Genomic DNA, 14,307 nt, shown 5'->3' with positions numbered 1-14,307 from the left:
GTTGTCCCGCGCGGGCCGTTCTTGACAGCACTATTCATTCAGCGAATAGTGAGGGAGTGTCCACTCAGCACGTCCTGCTCGGGCTGCTCGCCGCCGGGCCACGCCACGGCTACGAGCTGAAGCGTGCGCACGACGAGCGACTGCCCAGGGCCCGGCCGCTCGCCTTCGGTCAGGTCTACGCGACGCTGGCCCGCCTGCAGCGGGACGGCCTGGTCGTGCCGGCCGGTCAGGAGCGGGACGGCGGCCCGGACCGGACCGCCTACGCGCTCACCGACGACGGGCGGGCGGCGCTCGACCACTGGCTGGGCACCGTCGAACCACCGATGCCGTACGTGGCGAGCACGCTGTTCGCCAAGGTGGTCGTCGCGCTCCTGGTGGCCGACGCCGGGCAGGCGCGCGACTACCTGATCGCCCAGCGCCGGGCGCACACGCAGCGGCTGCGTGAGCTGACAGCGCTCAAGACCGCCCCCGGTGCCCGCCTCGACGAGGTGATCGCCGCCGATTTCGCCATCGTCCATCTCGACGCCGATCTCCGGTGGCTGCACACCACCCTGGACCGGGTCGTCGACTGGCACCGGGAGGTGCACTCGTGACGTTCCTGCAAGCGCGTGGCGTGGTCCGCGCGTACGGCCACACGCCCGCGCTGCGTGGCGTGACGCTCGACGTGGCCGAAGGCGAGATCCTCGCGGTCACCGGTCCGAGCGGATGCGGCAAGTCCACGTTGCTGCACTGCCTGGCAGGCATCCTGCGTCCCGACGCCGGTCAGGTCACCTGGCGCGGTGAACGGATCGACACGTGGCCGGAGGCGGCCCGCTCCCGGCTGCGCCGTACCGAATTCGGGGTGTTGTTCCAGTTCGGCCAGCTCGTCGCCGAGCTGACCGCGGCGGAGAACGTCGCCCTTCCGTTGTTGCTCGCCGGCACGGGGCGGCGAGCGGCACGGACGGCGGCGCTCTCCTGGCTGGACCGGCTCGGTGTGGCCGACGTCGCCGACGTCCGGCCCGGCGAGATGTCCGGCGGGCAGCAGCAACGGTGCGCGCTGTCCCGGGCCCTGGTCACCGAACCGCGGGTGATCTTCGCCGACGAGCCGACCGGCGCGCTCGACACGCTGGCCGGCGAGCAGGTGCTCACCCAACTCGTCCGGCTGGCCCGCGAGCAGCGCACCACAGTCGTGCTGGTGACGCACGAGCCGCGCATCGCCGCGTACGCGGACCGGGAGGTGAGCCTGCGCGACGGCATGGTCGACCACACCGGGCTCGGGCTCGACCCGGCGCTGCCGGGCGGATCACGGTGAGGCCGGGCACGCTGCTGCGGCTCGCGCTGGCCGGCACCCGCACCGACGTCGCCCGGGTGGTGCTCACCGCGCTGAGTGCCGCGCTGGCGACGCTGGCCGGGCTGGCCGCGCTGACAGTGCTGTCGGTGGTGAAACCGTCCGGCCACGCCTGGACGCAGTCCGACCAGTACACGAACGCGCTGCTGCGGGAACCCGGCCTGCGCCCGGGCGTGGCGTTCGCGTTGCTGCTGCTCTGCGTACCCGTGCTGGGGCTGGCCGGGCAGTGCGCCCGCCTCGGCGCGCCGGGCCGGGACCGGCGGCTCGCCGCGCTCCGGCTGGCCGGTGCCACCCCCGGGCAGGTCACCCGGCTCGCTGTCGCCGAGACCGGCGTGGCGAGCCTGCTCGGCACCCTCGTCGGCCTGGCCGTCTTCCTGGCCGGGTGCCGGCTGCTGCACCGGCCCGACGCCGACGGGCGGCTGCCGCTGCCCACCGACGTGCGTCCGGCGCCGGTCGCCGTGGCCGCCGTGGTGCTCGGCCTGCCGTTGGTGGCCGCACTGGTCAGCGCGCTGCTGCTGCGGCGGGTCACCACCACCCCGTTCGGCGTCGTGCGCCGGGTCCGCACCCGGGCGCCCTGGCCGTGGCCGGGCGTGCTCATCCTCGCCGCGCTGGCGATCTTCGCCGCGATCCGCCCGCTCCTGCTCTGGTACGAGCGGCGTGGCGCCGTGGCCCCCGACTGGCTGGTGCCGACACTGCTCGTCGTCGGCGGGCTGACCGCGATGATCGGCGTCGTGTCGGGCACCGGCTGGATCTCGTACCACACCGGCCGGCTGCTGCACCGGCACGGGCGCGGCCCGGCCGCCCTGCTCGCCGCCCGCCGGCTCGCCGCCGACCCGTGGGCCGGCAGCCGAACCTTCGCCGCGTTGCTGGCCGCGCTGATCTTCGGCGCCGGTGCCGCGGGGCTACGTGCCGAGTTCCGGGCCGAGGCCGAGCTGACCCGGCGCACCGGATCCGGAATGGCCGACCCGGGCTTCTACCTCGGCGCGATGGACCTGGTCGACCTCGCGGTCGTGGTGGCGATGGCGATCGCCGGCGGTGGGCTGCTCGTGGCGGTGGTCGAGGGGATCACGAGCCGGCGACGGGCGTACGCGGCGCAGGTGGCCACCGGCGTGCCACGGGCCACCATCGGCCGGTCGCTGCTCTGGGCCGCGCTCGCACCCGCCGTACCCGCGATCGGGCTCGCGCTGACGGTCGGCTATCTGCTGGTCCGTGGCGTCATGCCGGCACCGAGCAGCGGCGGCTTCACGCGGACGATCTGCGACGCCGGTACGGAGCTGTGCGGCGACCCGGCCACCGCGGCGCGGTACACCCGTACCGAATGGGTGCCGAAGACGACGATCCCGCCGGACGTACCGTGGGATCAGCTGGCCTGGCTCGCGGCCGGCGGGTTGGCGGCGGTGCTGTGCACGGTCGTGGCCGGCCTGCTGTTCCTGCGCACCGCGACCTCGATGGAGGAACTGCGCGCGGGCTGAACGGTCAGCGGCCGAGCAGCCCTGCGCAGCCTTCCTTACACGGCCAGACCGACGCGGTCGAGGATCCAGGCGTTGACGAACGCCTCCTCGCGCCACGAGTCGTACCGGCCGCTGGGACCGCCGTGGCCCGCGCCCATCTCGGTCTTGAGCAGGTAGTCGCCGGCCGGCGCCAGCGATCGCAGCCGGGCGATCCACTTGGCCGGCTCGTGGTAGAGCACGCGGGTGTCGTTGAGGCTGGTCACCGCCAGGATCGCCGGGTACTCGACGGTGGTCACGTTCTCGTACGGCGTGTACGACTTCATGTACGCGTAGACCTCGGGGTCGTCGAGCGGGTTGCCCCACTCCTCCCACTCGGTCACGGTCAGCGGCAGCGACGGGTCGAGGATCGAGGTGAGCGCGTCCACGAAGGGCACCTGCGCGACGATCCCGGTGAACGCGTCCGGGGCGAGGTTCGCCACCGCGCCCATGAGCAGGCCACCGGCCGAGGCGCCCCGGGCGACCAGCCGGTCGCTCGCCGTCCAGCCCGCCTTCACGAGGTGCCGGGCGCACGCCACGAAGTCGGTGAACGTGTTCTTCTTGGCCAGCATCTTGCCCTCGTCGTACCAGCGCCGGCCCAGCTCACCGCCGCCCCGGATGTGCGCCACCGCGAAGATCACGCCGCGGTCGAGCAGGCTCAGCCGGGCGATCGAGAACCACGGGTCCATGCTCGCCTCGTACGACCCGTAGCCGTAGATGACGGCGGGCGCCGAGCCGTCGCGCGGCGTGCCGCGGCGGCAGACGAGCGAGATCGGTACGCGGGTTCCGTCGTCGGCCAGCGCCCAGTCCCGGTGCTGTTCGTAGTCGGCCGGGTCGTACGCCCGCCCGTCCGGCCCGGGACGGACCGGCTTCTGCCGGCGCAACGTCAGCTCGCGGGTCACCAGGTCGTAGTCGTATACCGAGTCCGGGGTGACGAGCGAGGTGTAGCGCAGCCGCACCTCGTTCGTCCGGTACTCCGGGTTGGCGTCCAGCCCGACGCTGTAGATCGGCTCGGGGAAGTCGATGTCCCAGCTGTCGTCGCTGCCCACCGCCAGCACCCGCAGGCCGGTGAGGCCGTTGGTGCGCAGCGACACCACGAGGTGGTTCTCGAACGCGTCGACCGCCTCCAGCCGGGTGCCCGGCGTGTGCGGGATCAGCGGCACCCAGTCGCCCGGCGTGTCCGCCGAGGTGTACGCCAGCGCGAAGTCCTCCGCGCCGTCGTTGTGCAGGATCAGGAAGCGGTGGCCGTGGTGCTCCACCGCGTACTCGATGCCCTGACGCCGCGGGGCCACGACGGCGGGCTCGCCGGTCGGGTTGGCGGCCGGGATCACCCGGACCTCGCTGGTGATCTTGCTGTGGATGTCGATGACCACGAAGCGCTCGGAGCGGGTCAGCTCGACGCCGACCCAGAACCGCTCGTCGTCCTCCTGGTACACCACAACGTCCTCGGTGGACGCGGTGCCGACGGTGTGCCGCCAGACCCGGTTCGGCCGCCACGCCTCGTCCACTGTGACGTAGAACAGCGTGGACGCGTCGCTGGACCACGCCGTGCCGTAGAACGTGTCCGGCACCTCGTCCGGCAGCGACTCGCCGGTGGTCAGATCCTTGATCCGCAGCGTGTAGCGCTCGTCGCCGGAGAAGTCGGTGGAGTAGGCCAGCCAGCGCCCGTCCGGGCTGACGTCGAACGCGCCGAGGGAGAAGAAGTCGTGCCCCTCGGCGAGCTGGTTGCCGTCGAGCAGCACCTCCTCGCCGTCGAGCGGGGCGCCGTCCGCGCTGACCGGGGGCGCCGTCTCGCCCGGCCGGACCGCGCGCCGGCAGTGCACGCCGTACTGCTGACCCTCGACCGTGCGGGTGTAGTACCAGTAGCCGTCCTTGCGGGTCGGCACCGACAGGTCGGTCTCCTGGGTGCGCCGGCGCGTCTCCTCGAACAGCTCCGCGCGCAGCCCGGCCAGGTGGGCGGTGCGCGCCTCGGTGTACGCGTTCTCGGCGTCCAGGTACGCGATCGTGTCCGGGTCGTCCTTGGCGGCGAGCCAGGCGTACTCGTCGAGGACAGTGTCACCGTGATGGACGCGCTCGGTCGGGACGCGCTTGGCGACGGGCGGTGGGGTTTCGGTCACGGCGCCACGTTACCGGTCGGCGGGCCGCCGCCGGGCGCGCCCGCCGCCCGAATCCCGCGACTCGCCGCCAGGTCTTTCGAACATGTGTACGATAACCGCCATGGCGGATGCGGCACGTTCCACCGACCGACTCGGAGCCCTCGACATCACCCGGAAGCTGGCCGCGATCTGCGGCGAACCGTTCGCCCGCTTCGCCGGTCCGGCCGACGAGGTGGCCGGTCGTACCGCCCGCTGGGTGGCGGTGCCGGGCGGCCCGCACGCCGCGGCGGAGGTGTTGCGGCTGGCCGCGGCGTACGACCTGACAGTGGTGCCCCGCGGCGCCGGCACGAAAATCGACTGGGGTGCCGCTCCGGCACAGGTGGACATCATGCTCGACACGGGCCGCCTCGCCGGGGTCTGGCACGAGCCGCGCGACGCGGCGGTGGCCGAGATCGGCGCCGGTACGCCACTGCGCGCGGTCCAGGCCACGCTGGCGCGTACCAACCGGCGGCTGCCTGTCGACGCGCCGTCGCCGGGCGCGACCCTCGGCGGGGTGCTCGCCGCCGACGAGTCCGGTCCGCTGCGCCATCGGCACGGCAGCCCGTGCGCCCAGCTCGTCGGGGTGCGCTACCTCGACGCCGACGGTGAGCTGGTGAGCGTCGGCGAGTCCGGCACGGAGGCGCTCGGCCGGGCCGCCCCGGGCAGCGGCGATGGCCAGGCGAGCGGGCGCGGTCCGGCGGGCGATGGTGGCAGTGCTGCCGGGCGGGGTGCCGGCGGCTTTGGGCCTGGTGGCGGCTTTGGACCCGGTGGTCCGACGGACGGTCCGGCGGGCGGCGTGGGCTGGGGTGCCGGTGGTGCGTTCGGCGACGCTCCGGGTGGCGGGGATGCGATCCTCGGTCGCGGCGACCTGCCCGGGCTGGACGTGGCCCGGCTGCTCTGCGGCTCGCAGGGCGGGCTCGGGGTGCTGGTCTCGGCCACCATGCGGGTGCACGCCATCCCGGCCGGCCGGCTCTGGGTGTCCCGCCCGGTGTGGACACCACTGGAGGTGCACGACCTGGTCCGGGCCGTCCTGGCCGCGGGCGTCGATCCGGCCGCCGTCGAACTGGACCTGCCGGTGCCGGTACCGCTGCCCCGGCGCCGCATTCCGCCGACCCACCCGTCGGTGATCAATCGCCCCGATCATCCGGCCGTGACCGGGCGACCCGCTGCTGGCAGCCTGGTGGTGCTGCTGGAGGGCGGCCCGGCCGACGTGACCGAGCGGGCCGAGCGGCTCAGCGCCGTCCTCGGTGCCGAGGCGATGGTCAGTCACCACGCGCCGGAATGGTGGGGGCGCTACCCGTTCGCGCCCGGCGACACGGCGCTACGTATCGAGGTGCCGATAGGCGACCTGCACGCGGCCGTCTACGCGTTGCGCGACGCGACCGGCGGCCCGGTGCCGGTACGCGGCTCGGCCGGCTCGGGCACCGTCCACGCCGCACTGTCCGGCGCGCTGCCGCCGGAGCGGGTCGCCTCGATCCTCACCGCGGTCCGCAGCGTGCTGATCGCCCGGCGGGGCCGGTGCGTGGTGGTCGCCGCGCCCGCGGCGGTACGCCGTGCCGTGGACCTCTGGGGCGAGCTGCCCGCGTTGCCGCGCCTGCGCAGCGCCAAGGCCCACCTGGACCCGCACCACCGGCTGGCCCCCGGCCGTCTCCCCGGCGGCCTCTGACCAGCCCGCGCTGGCCCGGCGCCAGCCTGCCAACGCCCGGCCGCATCCGTTCCGGTGCCCTGCTCGACGGCGGTGCCCGCCGGGCCGGGCGCCCTCGTCAGTCTGCGCACCCGGCCCGCAAGCCCTGGTGCCGCCCCGCGTCCCACCCCGCGTCCCGCGCGCGTCCGACCCCGCGTCCCGCGCGCGTCCCGCCCCACGCCCCGCCCGCGCGCGTCCCGCCCCACGCCCCGCCCGCGCGCGTCCCGCCCCACGCCCCGCCCCGTCCCGCGCGCCCTGCCTCGCCCCGGTGATCAAGGACTTTGCGTCAGATTTCGCGCCCCCAGAGAGCACAAACTCCTTGATCACCGCCGATGGGCGGGCTGGAGTGCGACGAGGGCGGACTGGAGCGCGACTGCGGGCGGGCTGAGGTGTCCGTGGCGTGCCGGAGTGGGTTGATCATGAAGTTGGCGGGGAGGAATCGGGCGAATTGGGCGGCCAACTTCATGATCAACCGAGATCGGGCGCCCGGGGGCCGGGCCGGGCGCCGGGAGCGGGCGGGAGGGCTAGGGGGTGTCGTTTCGGAGGACCAGGATGGCAATGTCGTCGCGTGGGGGCTCGACCGAGAAGGCGATGGTGGCGGCGCGCAGCCGTGCGGCCACCACGTCGGCCGAGTACCCGGCCAGCGGCGCCGCCGACTCGCGCAGCCGCTCGGTGCCGAACAGCTCCCGTCCGCGCCGCCGCTCGGTGACCCCGTCGGTGTAGAAGATCAGCGCGTCGCCGGGCTTGAGCGTCAGCTCGGCGGTCGGTGTGGTGATCGTGTCGAGCAGGCCCAGCGCCGTACCGCCCGCCCCGACGAACGTCGCCCCGCCACCGCCGTGCAGCAGCACCGGGCGGTCGTGGCCGGCCAGGTGCAGCGAGACGTCGAGCTGGTCGCCGTCGCCGGGTGCGACAGCCGCCAGCGCCAGCGTGCAGTAACGTCCGCCGCCGCGTTCGACGAGCGTCTCGTTGAGCCGGCCGAGCACCTCGGGCAGCGGTTTGCCGTCGCCGACGAGCACCCGGATCACGTCCCGGACCAGCCCGGTCACGGCGGCGGCCTGCACGCCCTTGCCGGAGACGTCGCCGACCACCACGAGCCAGCGGCCGTCCGGCAGCGGGAGCACGTCGTAGAAGTCGCCGCCGACCTCCGCGTCGTCGCCGGTCGGGACGTACTCGGCGGCGAAGCCGATGCCCTCGACCACCGGGAGCACCGGCGGCAGCAGGGACTGCTGGAGCGTCTGGGCGACCCGGCGGCGCTCGGCGTGGATGCGGGCGTTCTCGATGGCGAGGGCGGCGCGGCGGGCCACGTCCTCCAGCACCGAGACCTCGTCCGGGTCGTGCCGGTGCCGCTGGTGCCGGCCCACGGCGAGGGTGCCGAGCCGTTGGCCACGGGCGATCAACGGTACGGCGAAGCCCTCCATCGGCCCGCCGAGCGGCACCTGGGCGGCGTTGCGGGACGCCTCGCGCAGCCGCGACTGGATCGAGTCCGGGCCGGTCTCCTGGAGGATCCGGTGCAGCTGCGGCAGCATCGCCTCGTCGGCGTGACTCGACGCGGCGAGGCGCAGGCGGCCCCACTCGTCTGTGGTGTGCACGGCGCACCACTGGCCGAGCCGGGGCACCACGAGCTGCGGGACGAGCGCCATGGTCAGTTCGACGTCCAGCGACTGGGCGAGCAGTTCGCTGGCCTCGGCGAGGAACGTCAGCCAGGTGGACCGGCGTACGTCGGCGCGGCGCAGCCGGTCGTTCTCCAGGTGCAGCGACAGCCGCTCGGCGGCCAGTACGGCCAGCGGCCGGGCGTACGCCGAGGGCGCCGCGTCCAGCTCCAGCTCACCGGCGTACGGCCGGTGCACGGCGAGCGGGACGCGCAGCAGCTCGTTGCCCTCGCGTGGCGGCCGGCCGTACCGGGCGAAGACCTGGGTGCCGAGTCCGTCGCCCCGGTCGAGCCGGACGGTGCCACCGGCGGCGCCCACCATCTCGGCGACCCGGGTCAGCAGCCCGACCGCGAACTCGGGCAGCGGCTCGTCGGCGTACGCGTCCGGGGTGAGCTGCATCAGGTCGCTCATGGCCGCGGCGCTCGGCGTACCGTCGCCGGCCCGTTCCGGTTCGACGACCCGCAGCGGGCCGGCCGACGGCCGGGCGGACCCACCCGGACCGGGCCGGTCGAGCCGGAACCAGACGCCCTTGCCGGTGGGCAGGTATGTGGTGCCCCACCGGCTGGAGAAGTGGTCGACGAGCAGCAGCCCGCGCCCCCGGGCGGCGACCTCGGTGATGTCGGACGTGGTGTTGCGCACGCCCACGATCAGCTCGTCCACCGGGCCGGAGGCGAAGTCGGTGACGGTCACGGTGAGGCCGTCGCGGTCGGTGTCGACCTCGATGTCCAGTTCGGTGCGCGCGTGCTCGACGGCGTTCGTGGTCAGCTCGGTGGTGAGCAGCAGCGCCTCGTTCAGCAGTTCGGGCAGCCGCGCTTCGAGGAGCATGGTGCGGACCAGCGCGCGGGCCGCCGCGGGGGTGCGGCGGTCGGCGGGGAGGCGGACCCGGCGGACGCGCTCGTCCGCGCCGCCGCTGGCCGGCCCTGCCTCCGCTGACACCTTCGTATCCTCCACCGCGCCTGCCCCGGGTGCCAAGCGTCCCGGGGAACCCACCACCCGGGTCGATACCGCACGTGACGCGCGATCACACGCGGTGACCTCGACGGATCGCGCGGCACAATGATGGGATGGCCCGTGTGACCGCACGAGCCCGAGCGGAGCGAGGAACGATGGCCACGGTGAATCAGTCGGTGACCGCTGACCCGTCCGCGTCCGACCACGAGGTGCTCCTCGGCGAACTGGTCGAGGCGTTGCGCCGGGTGGGGCGCGGCGATCTGCGGGTGCGCCTGCCCCGGCGGGCGGGTCTGCCCGGTGAGGTCGCCGACGCCTTCAACGACGTGGTGTCGTTGCAGGAACGGCAGCACCTCGACCTGCGGCGGATCAGCCGGATCGTCGGCCGCGACGGCCGGCTCACCGAGCGCCTGGACGACGAGGGCCTGGACGGCTCGTGGGCGGAGGGGCAGCGGGCGGTCAACTCGCTCATCGACGACCTGGGCCGGCCGACCACCGAGATCGCCCGGGTCATCGTGGCGGTGGCCGACGGCGACCTGTCCCAGCACATGGCGCTGGAGATCGACGGGCGTCCGTTGCGCGGTGAGTACCTGCGCATCGGCCGGACCGTGAACACGATGGTGGACCAGCTGTCGTCGTTCGCCGACGAGGTGACCCGGGTGGCCCGCGAGGTGGGCACCGAGGGCAAGCTGGGCGGGCAGGCCGACGTACGCGGGGTGGCCGGCACCTGGAAGGACCTCACCGACTCGGTGAACACCATGGCGTCGAACCTCACCGGGCAGGTGCGGTCGATCTCCCAGGTGGCGACAGCCGTCGCGAAGGGCGACCTGTCGCAGAAGATCACGGTCGGGGCGCGCGGCGAGGTGGCCGAGCTGGCCGACACGATGAACTCGCTCACCGACACGCTGCGGCTGTTCGCCGAGCAGGTCACCCGGGTGGCCCGCGAGGTGGGCACCGAGGGCAAGCTGGGCGGGCAGGCCGAGGTGCCGGGCGTGGCCGGCACCTGGAAGGACCTGACCGACAACGTGAACTCGATGGCGTCGAACCTGACCGCGCAGGTGCGCAACATCGCCCAGGTGTCGACGGCGGTCGCGAAGGGCGACCTGTCGCAGAAGATCACGGTGGCGGCCCAGGGCGAGATCCTGGAGCTGAAGGACACCGTGAACACGATGGTGGACCAGCTGTCGTCGTTCGCCGACGAGGTCACCCGGGTGGCCCGTGAGGTGGGCATCGAGGGCAAGCTGGGCGGCCAGGCGCAGGTACGCGGCGTCTCCGGCACGTGGCGTGACCTCACCGAGAACGTCAACCAGCTCGCCGGCAACCTGACCAGCCAGGTCCGCAACATCTCCCAGGTCTCCACGGCGGTGGCGAAGGGCGACCTGTCGCAGAAGATCACCGTGGACGCGCAGGGCGAGATCCTCGAGCTGAAGAACACCGTGAACACGATGGTGGACCAGCTGTCGTCGTTCGCCGACGAGGTCACGCGGGTGGCGCGTGAGGTGGGTACCGAGGGCAAGCTGGGTGGTCAGGCCCAGGTCAAGGGCGTCTCGGGTACGTGGCGTGACCTGACCGACAACGTGAACTCGATGGCGTCGAACCTGACCAGCCAGGTGCGGAACATCGCGTCGGTCACCACGGCGGTGGCGAAGGGCGACCTCGGTCAGAAGATCACCGTGGACGCCCGGGGCGAGATCCTGGAGCTGAAGTCCACTGTCAACACGATGGTGGACCAGCTGTCGTCGTTCGCCGACGAGGTCACGCGCGTGGCGCGCGAGGTGGGCACCGAGGGCAAGCTCGGCGGCCAGGCCCAGGTACGCGGCGTCGCCGGCACCTGGCGGGATCTGACCGACAACGTGAACTCGATGGCGTCGAACCTGACCGCGCAGGTGCGCAACATCGCCCAGGTGTCGACAGCTGTCGCCAAGGGCGACCTGTCGCAGAAGATCACCGTGGACGCGCAGGGCGAGATCCTGGAGCTGAAGTCCACTGTCAACACGATGGTGGACCAGCTGTCGTCGTTCGCCGACGAGGTGACGCGGGTGGCGCGCGAGGTGGGTACCGAGGGCAAGCTGGGTGGTCAGGCCCAGGTCAAGGGCGTCTCGGGTACGTGGCGGGATCTGACCGACAACGTGAACTCGATGGCGTCGAACCTGACCAGCCAGGTGCGGAACATCGCCTCGGTCACCACCGCCGTGGCGAACGGCGACCTCGGTCAGAAGATCACAGTGGACGCGCAGGGCGAGATCCTCGAGCTGAAGAACACCGTGAACACGATGGTGGACCAGCTGTCGTCGTTCGCCGACGAGGTGACGCGCGTGGCGCGCGAGGTGGGTACCGAGGGCAAGCTGGGTGGTCAGGCCCAGGTCAAGGGCGTCTCCGGTACGTGGCGTGACCTCACCGAGAACGTCAACCAGCTCGCCTCGACCCTCACCACGCAGTTGCGCGCGATCGCGCAGGTCTCCACGTCGGTGACCCGCGGCGACCTGACCCAGCGGATCAACGTGAAGGCGCAGGGCGAGGTCGCCGAGCTGAAGGACAACATCAACCAGATGATCGTCACCCTCCGGGAGACGACGAAGAAGAACGCCGAGCAGGGCTGGCTCGACTCGAACCTGGCCCGGATCGGTGGTCTACTGCAGGGCCAGCGCGACCTGGGCGAGGTCTGCCGCATGATCATGCAGGAGGTGACGCCGCTGGTGGACGCGCAGCTCGGCGCGTTCTTCCTGGCGGACAGCTCCGAGGGCAGCATGCGGCTGCGGCTCACCGCCTCCTACGGTTACGTGGCACGCGGCCACGACGTCACGTTCGGCCCGGGTGAGGGGCTGGTCGGGCAGGCCGCCCTGTCGCGCCGGACGATCCGGGTCAAGGCGCAGCCGGACGGGCGCCTCGTCGTCCGGTCCGGGCTGGCCGACACGCCCCCGGCCGATCTGGTGGTGCTGCCGGTCCAGTTCGAGGGCGAGCTGCTCGGCGTGATCGAGTTCGCCGGTGTGGCCACCTTCTCCGAGCTGCACCTGGCGTTCCTGGAGCGGCTGGTGCTCACCATTGGCGTGGCGGTGAACACCATCCAGGCCAACCGGCGTACGGAGGAGCTGCTGGCGCAGTCGCAGCGGCTGGCGCACGAGATGCAGGACCAGTCGGCCGAGTTGCAGCGCACCAACGCCGAGCTGGAGGACAAGGCGAAGCTCCTGTCCGAGCAGAAGGCCAACATCGAGACGCAGAACCGGGAGATCGAGCTGGCCCGCCTCGGCCTGGAGGAGAAGGCGCAGCAGCTCACCCGGGCGTCGGCGTACAAGTCGGAGTTCCTGGCGAACATGAGCCACGAGCTGCGGACGCCGCTGAACTCGCTGCTCCTGCTGGCCCGGCTGCTCGCCGAGAACCCGGAGCGCAACCTCAGCGCGAAGCAGATCGAGTTCGCCCGGACCATCCACGGCGCCGGGTCGGACCTGCTGTCGCTGATCGACGACATCCTCGACCTGTCGAAGATCGAGGCGGGCCGGATGGACGTGGAGCCCACGGAGATCCAGTTCGCCGAGATCCGGAGCTACGTCGAGCAGGCGTTCGCGCCGCAGGCCGAGGAGAAGGGCCTGGACTTCCAGGTACGGGTGAGCCAGGACCTGCCGCCCGCGCTGGTCACCGACGCCCAGCGGTTGCAGCAGATCCTGCGCAACCTGCTGTCCAACGCGGTGAAGTTCACCGACAACGGCGCGGTGACGCTGCGGATCGGTCCGGCTGCCGAGAACGCCGTCTTCGACGTGCCGGCGCTGACGAACGCGCAGCGGGTGATCGCGTTCACCGTGATAGACACCGGCATCGGGATCTCCGACGACAAGCTGTCGCTGATCTTCGAGGCGTTCCAGCAGGCGGACGGCACCACCAGCCGGCGTTACGGCGGCACCGGTCTCGGGCTGTCCATCAGCCGTGACCTGGCCCGCCTGCTCGGTGGCACGATCACCGTCTCGTCCGCGCCCGGTCAGGGTTCGACGTTCACTCTGTTCGTACCCGACGTGCTGGCGCCGGACGCGGTGGTGGCACCGGCGCCACCGTCGCCGAGCCGCGCGGGCCTGCCGTCGTCGCTGCTCATGCCCATGGAGCTGCCGCAGCCGCAGGAGACGCCCGCCACCCGACGCCTGGACGGCGTGACCGTGTTGATCATCGACGACGACGTGCGGAACGTGTTCGCGCTGACGTCCGCGTTGGAACTGCACGGGATGACCGTGTTGTACTCGGACAACGGGGCGGACGGCGTCCGCCAGCTCGCCGAGCACCCGGAGGTGGACATCGTCCTGATGGACGCCATGATGCCGGACCAGGACGGGTACGAGACGACAGCGCAGATCCGCCGCAACCACCGGTTCGCGGACCTGCCGATCGTCTTCCTGACCGCCAAGGCGATGCCCGGCGACCGGGAGTCGGCGCTCGGCGCCGGCGGCAGCGACTACATCACCAAGCCGGTGGACCTGGACGAGCTGATCGAACTGATGGCGTCCTGGATCGGCCGGAGCCGAGGCGAGGAGAACGCGTGACGCAGACGGCCAAGGCCCTGCTGGTGGACGACCGGCGGGAGAACCTGATGGCCCTGGAGGCGATCCTCCAGGGCCTCCCGGTGCAGTCGGTCGCGGTGGAGAGCGGCGAGGCGGCGCTCAAGCAGCTCCTGGTGGACGACTTCGCGGTGATCCTGCTGGACGCCCAGATGCCGGACATGGACGGGTTCGAGACCGCCACCCACATCAAGCGGCGCGAGCGGACCCGGCACGTACCGATCATCTTCCTGACCGCCGCGGACAAGGACGCCCAGCTCGCGCTGCGCGGCTACGCGGCCGGCGCGGTCGACTACCTCACCAAGCCGTTCGACCCGTGGGTGCTGCGGGCCAAGGTGACGGTCTTCGTCGACCTGTGGGTGAAGACGCGGCAGCTCGCCGCCCAGTCGGACCTGGTGCGGGAGCGGGACCTGCAGTGGCGGCACCTGACCGACGCGGTGGACGAGGCGACAGCGATGCTGCGCGCCGACGACGACCCGTCCACCCGGGACCGCGCGGTGGAGTTGCTGGAGCAGGCGCGCTGGGGCAACACCCGCTGA

Annotated in this window: 8 protein-coding genes; 6 read left to right on the top strand and 2 right to left on the bottom strand. The window is 72.7% G+C overall.

The features are described from left to right. Nucleotides 1-56 precede the first annotated feature (56 nt). Genes O7604_RS08075 through O7604_RS08065 form a run of 3 tightly spaced genes read left to right on the top strand, consistent with a single transcriptional unit; the run spans nucleotide 57 to nucleotide 2,799 of the window. Nucleotides 57-593 carry a PadR family transcriptional regulator gene (locus O7604_RS08075; RefSeq protein WP_269702936.1) on the top strand — a complete coding sequence of 179 codons (537 nt, stop codon included), beginning with the start codon at nucleotides 57-59 and terminating at the stop codon, nucleotides 591-593. After that, the gene (locus tag O7604_RS08070) at nucleotides 590-1,291 is read left to right on the top strand and encodes an ABC transporter ATP-binding protein (RefSeq protein WP_269702934.1); all 702 of its coding nucleotides are present in this window, start codon (nucleotides 590-592) and stop codon (nucleotides 1,289-1,291) included. The genes O7604_RS08075 and O7604_RS08070 overlap by 4 nt, the downstream gene beginning before the upstream one ends. Further along, entirely contained in the window at nucleotides 1,288-2,799 is a 1,512-nt protein-coding gene (locus O7604_RS08065; RefSeq protein ID WP_281579290.1) for an FtsX-like permease family protein, read from the top strand. Before O7604_RS08070 ends, O7604_RS08065 begins: the two co-directional genes overlap by 4 nt. 35 nt (nucleotides 2,800-2,834) lie before the next feature. Here the strand turns inward: O7604_RS08065 and O7604_RS08060 are convergent, their stop codons facing one another. After that, nucleotides 2,835-4,931, bottom strand: coding sequence for a S9 family peptidase (locus tag O7604_RS08060; RefSeq protein ID WP_281579289.1), 2,097 nt, complete (start codon nucleotides 4,929-4,931; stop codon nucleotides 2,835-2,837). Between the two features lie 100 nt (nucleotides 4,932-5,031). Between O7604_RS08060 and O7604_RS08055 the strand changes: the two genes are divergently transcribed. Then, nucleotides 5,032-6,615, top strand: coding sequence for an FAD-binding oxidoreductase (locus O7604_RS08055; RefSeq protein ID WP_281579288.1), 1,584 nt, complete (start codon nucleotides 5,032-5,034; stop codon nucleotides 6,613-6,615). 542 nt (nucleotides 6,616-7,157) lie between these two features. On the opposite strand, the gene O7604_RS08050 is transcribed toward O7604_RS08055, so the two are convergent. Continuing rightward, complete coding sequence (locus O7604_RS08050) at nucleotides 7,158-9,218, bottom strand: SpoIIE family protein phosphatase (RefSeq protein ID WP_281579287.1); 2,061 nt, start codon at nucleotides 9,216-9,218, stop codon at nucleotides 7,158-7,160. Nucleotides 9,219-9,388: 170 nt separating this feature from the next. Here O7604_RS08050 and O7604_RS08045 point away from each other — a divergent pair, with 170 nt between their 5' ends. Both O7604_RS08045 and O7604_RS08040 read left to right on the top strand, forming a co-directional pair. Beyond that, the gene (locus O7604_RS08045; RefSeq protein WP_269702924.1) at nucleotides 9,389-13,753 is read left to right on the top strand and encodes a HAMP domain-containing protein; all 4,365 of its coding nucleotides are present in this window, start codon (nucleotides 9,389-9,391) and stop codon (nucleotides 13,751-13,753) included. Beyond that, nucleotides 13,750-14,307 (top strand): response regulator, encoded by a 558-nt coding sequence (locus O7604_RS08040; RefSeq protein WP_269702923.1) that lies wholly within the window; start codon nucleotides 13,750-13,752, stop codon nucleotides 14,305-14,307. Before O7604_RS08045 ends, O7604_RS08040 begins: the two co-directional genes overlap by 4 nt.

Source organism: Micromonospora sp. WMMA1947 (assembly GCF_027497355.1).
Classification (GTDB): domain Bacteria; phylum Actinomycetota; class Actinomycetes; order Mycobacteriales; family Micromonosporaceae; genus Micromonospora.
Note: the sequence above shows the minus strand (reverse complement) of the source record. Positions and strands in the feature narration are given on the sequence as shown.

Excerpts from the sequence above, each read along its gene's own strand:
- O7604_RS08055 (WP_281579288.1), top strand. The coding sequence starts at position 5,032 with ATGGCGGATGCGGCACGTTCCACCGACCGACTCGGAGCCCTCGACATC.
- O7604_RS08045 (WP_269702924.1), top strand. The coding sequence starts at position 9,389 with ATGGCCACGGTGAATCAGTCGGTGACCGCTGACCCGTCCGCGTCCGAC.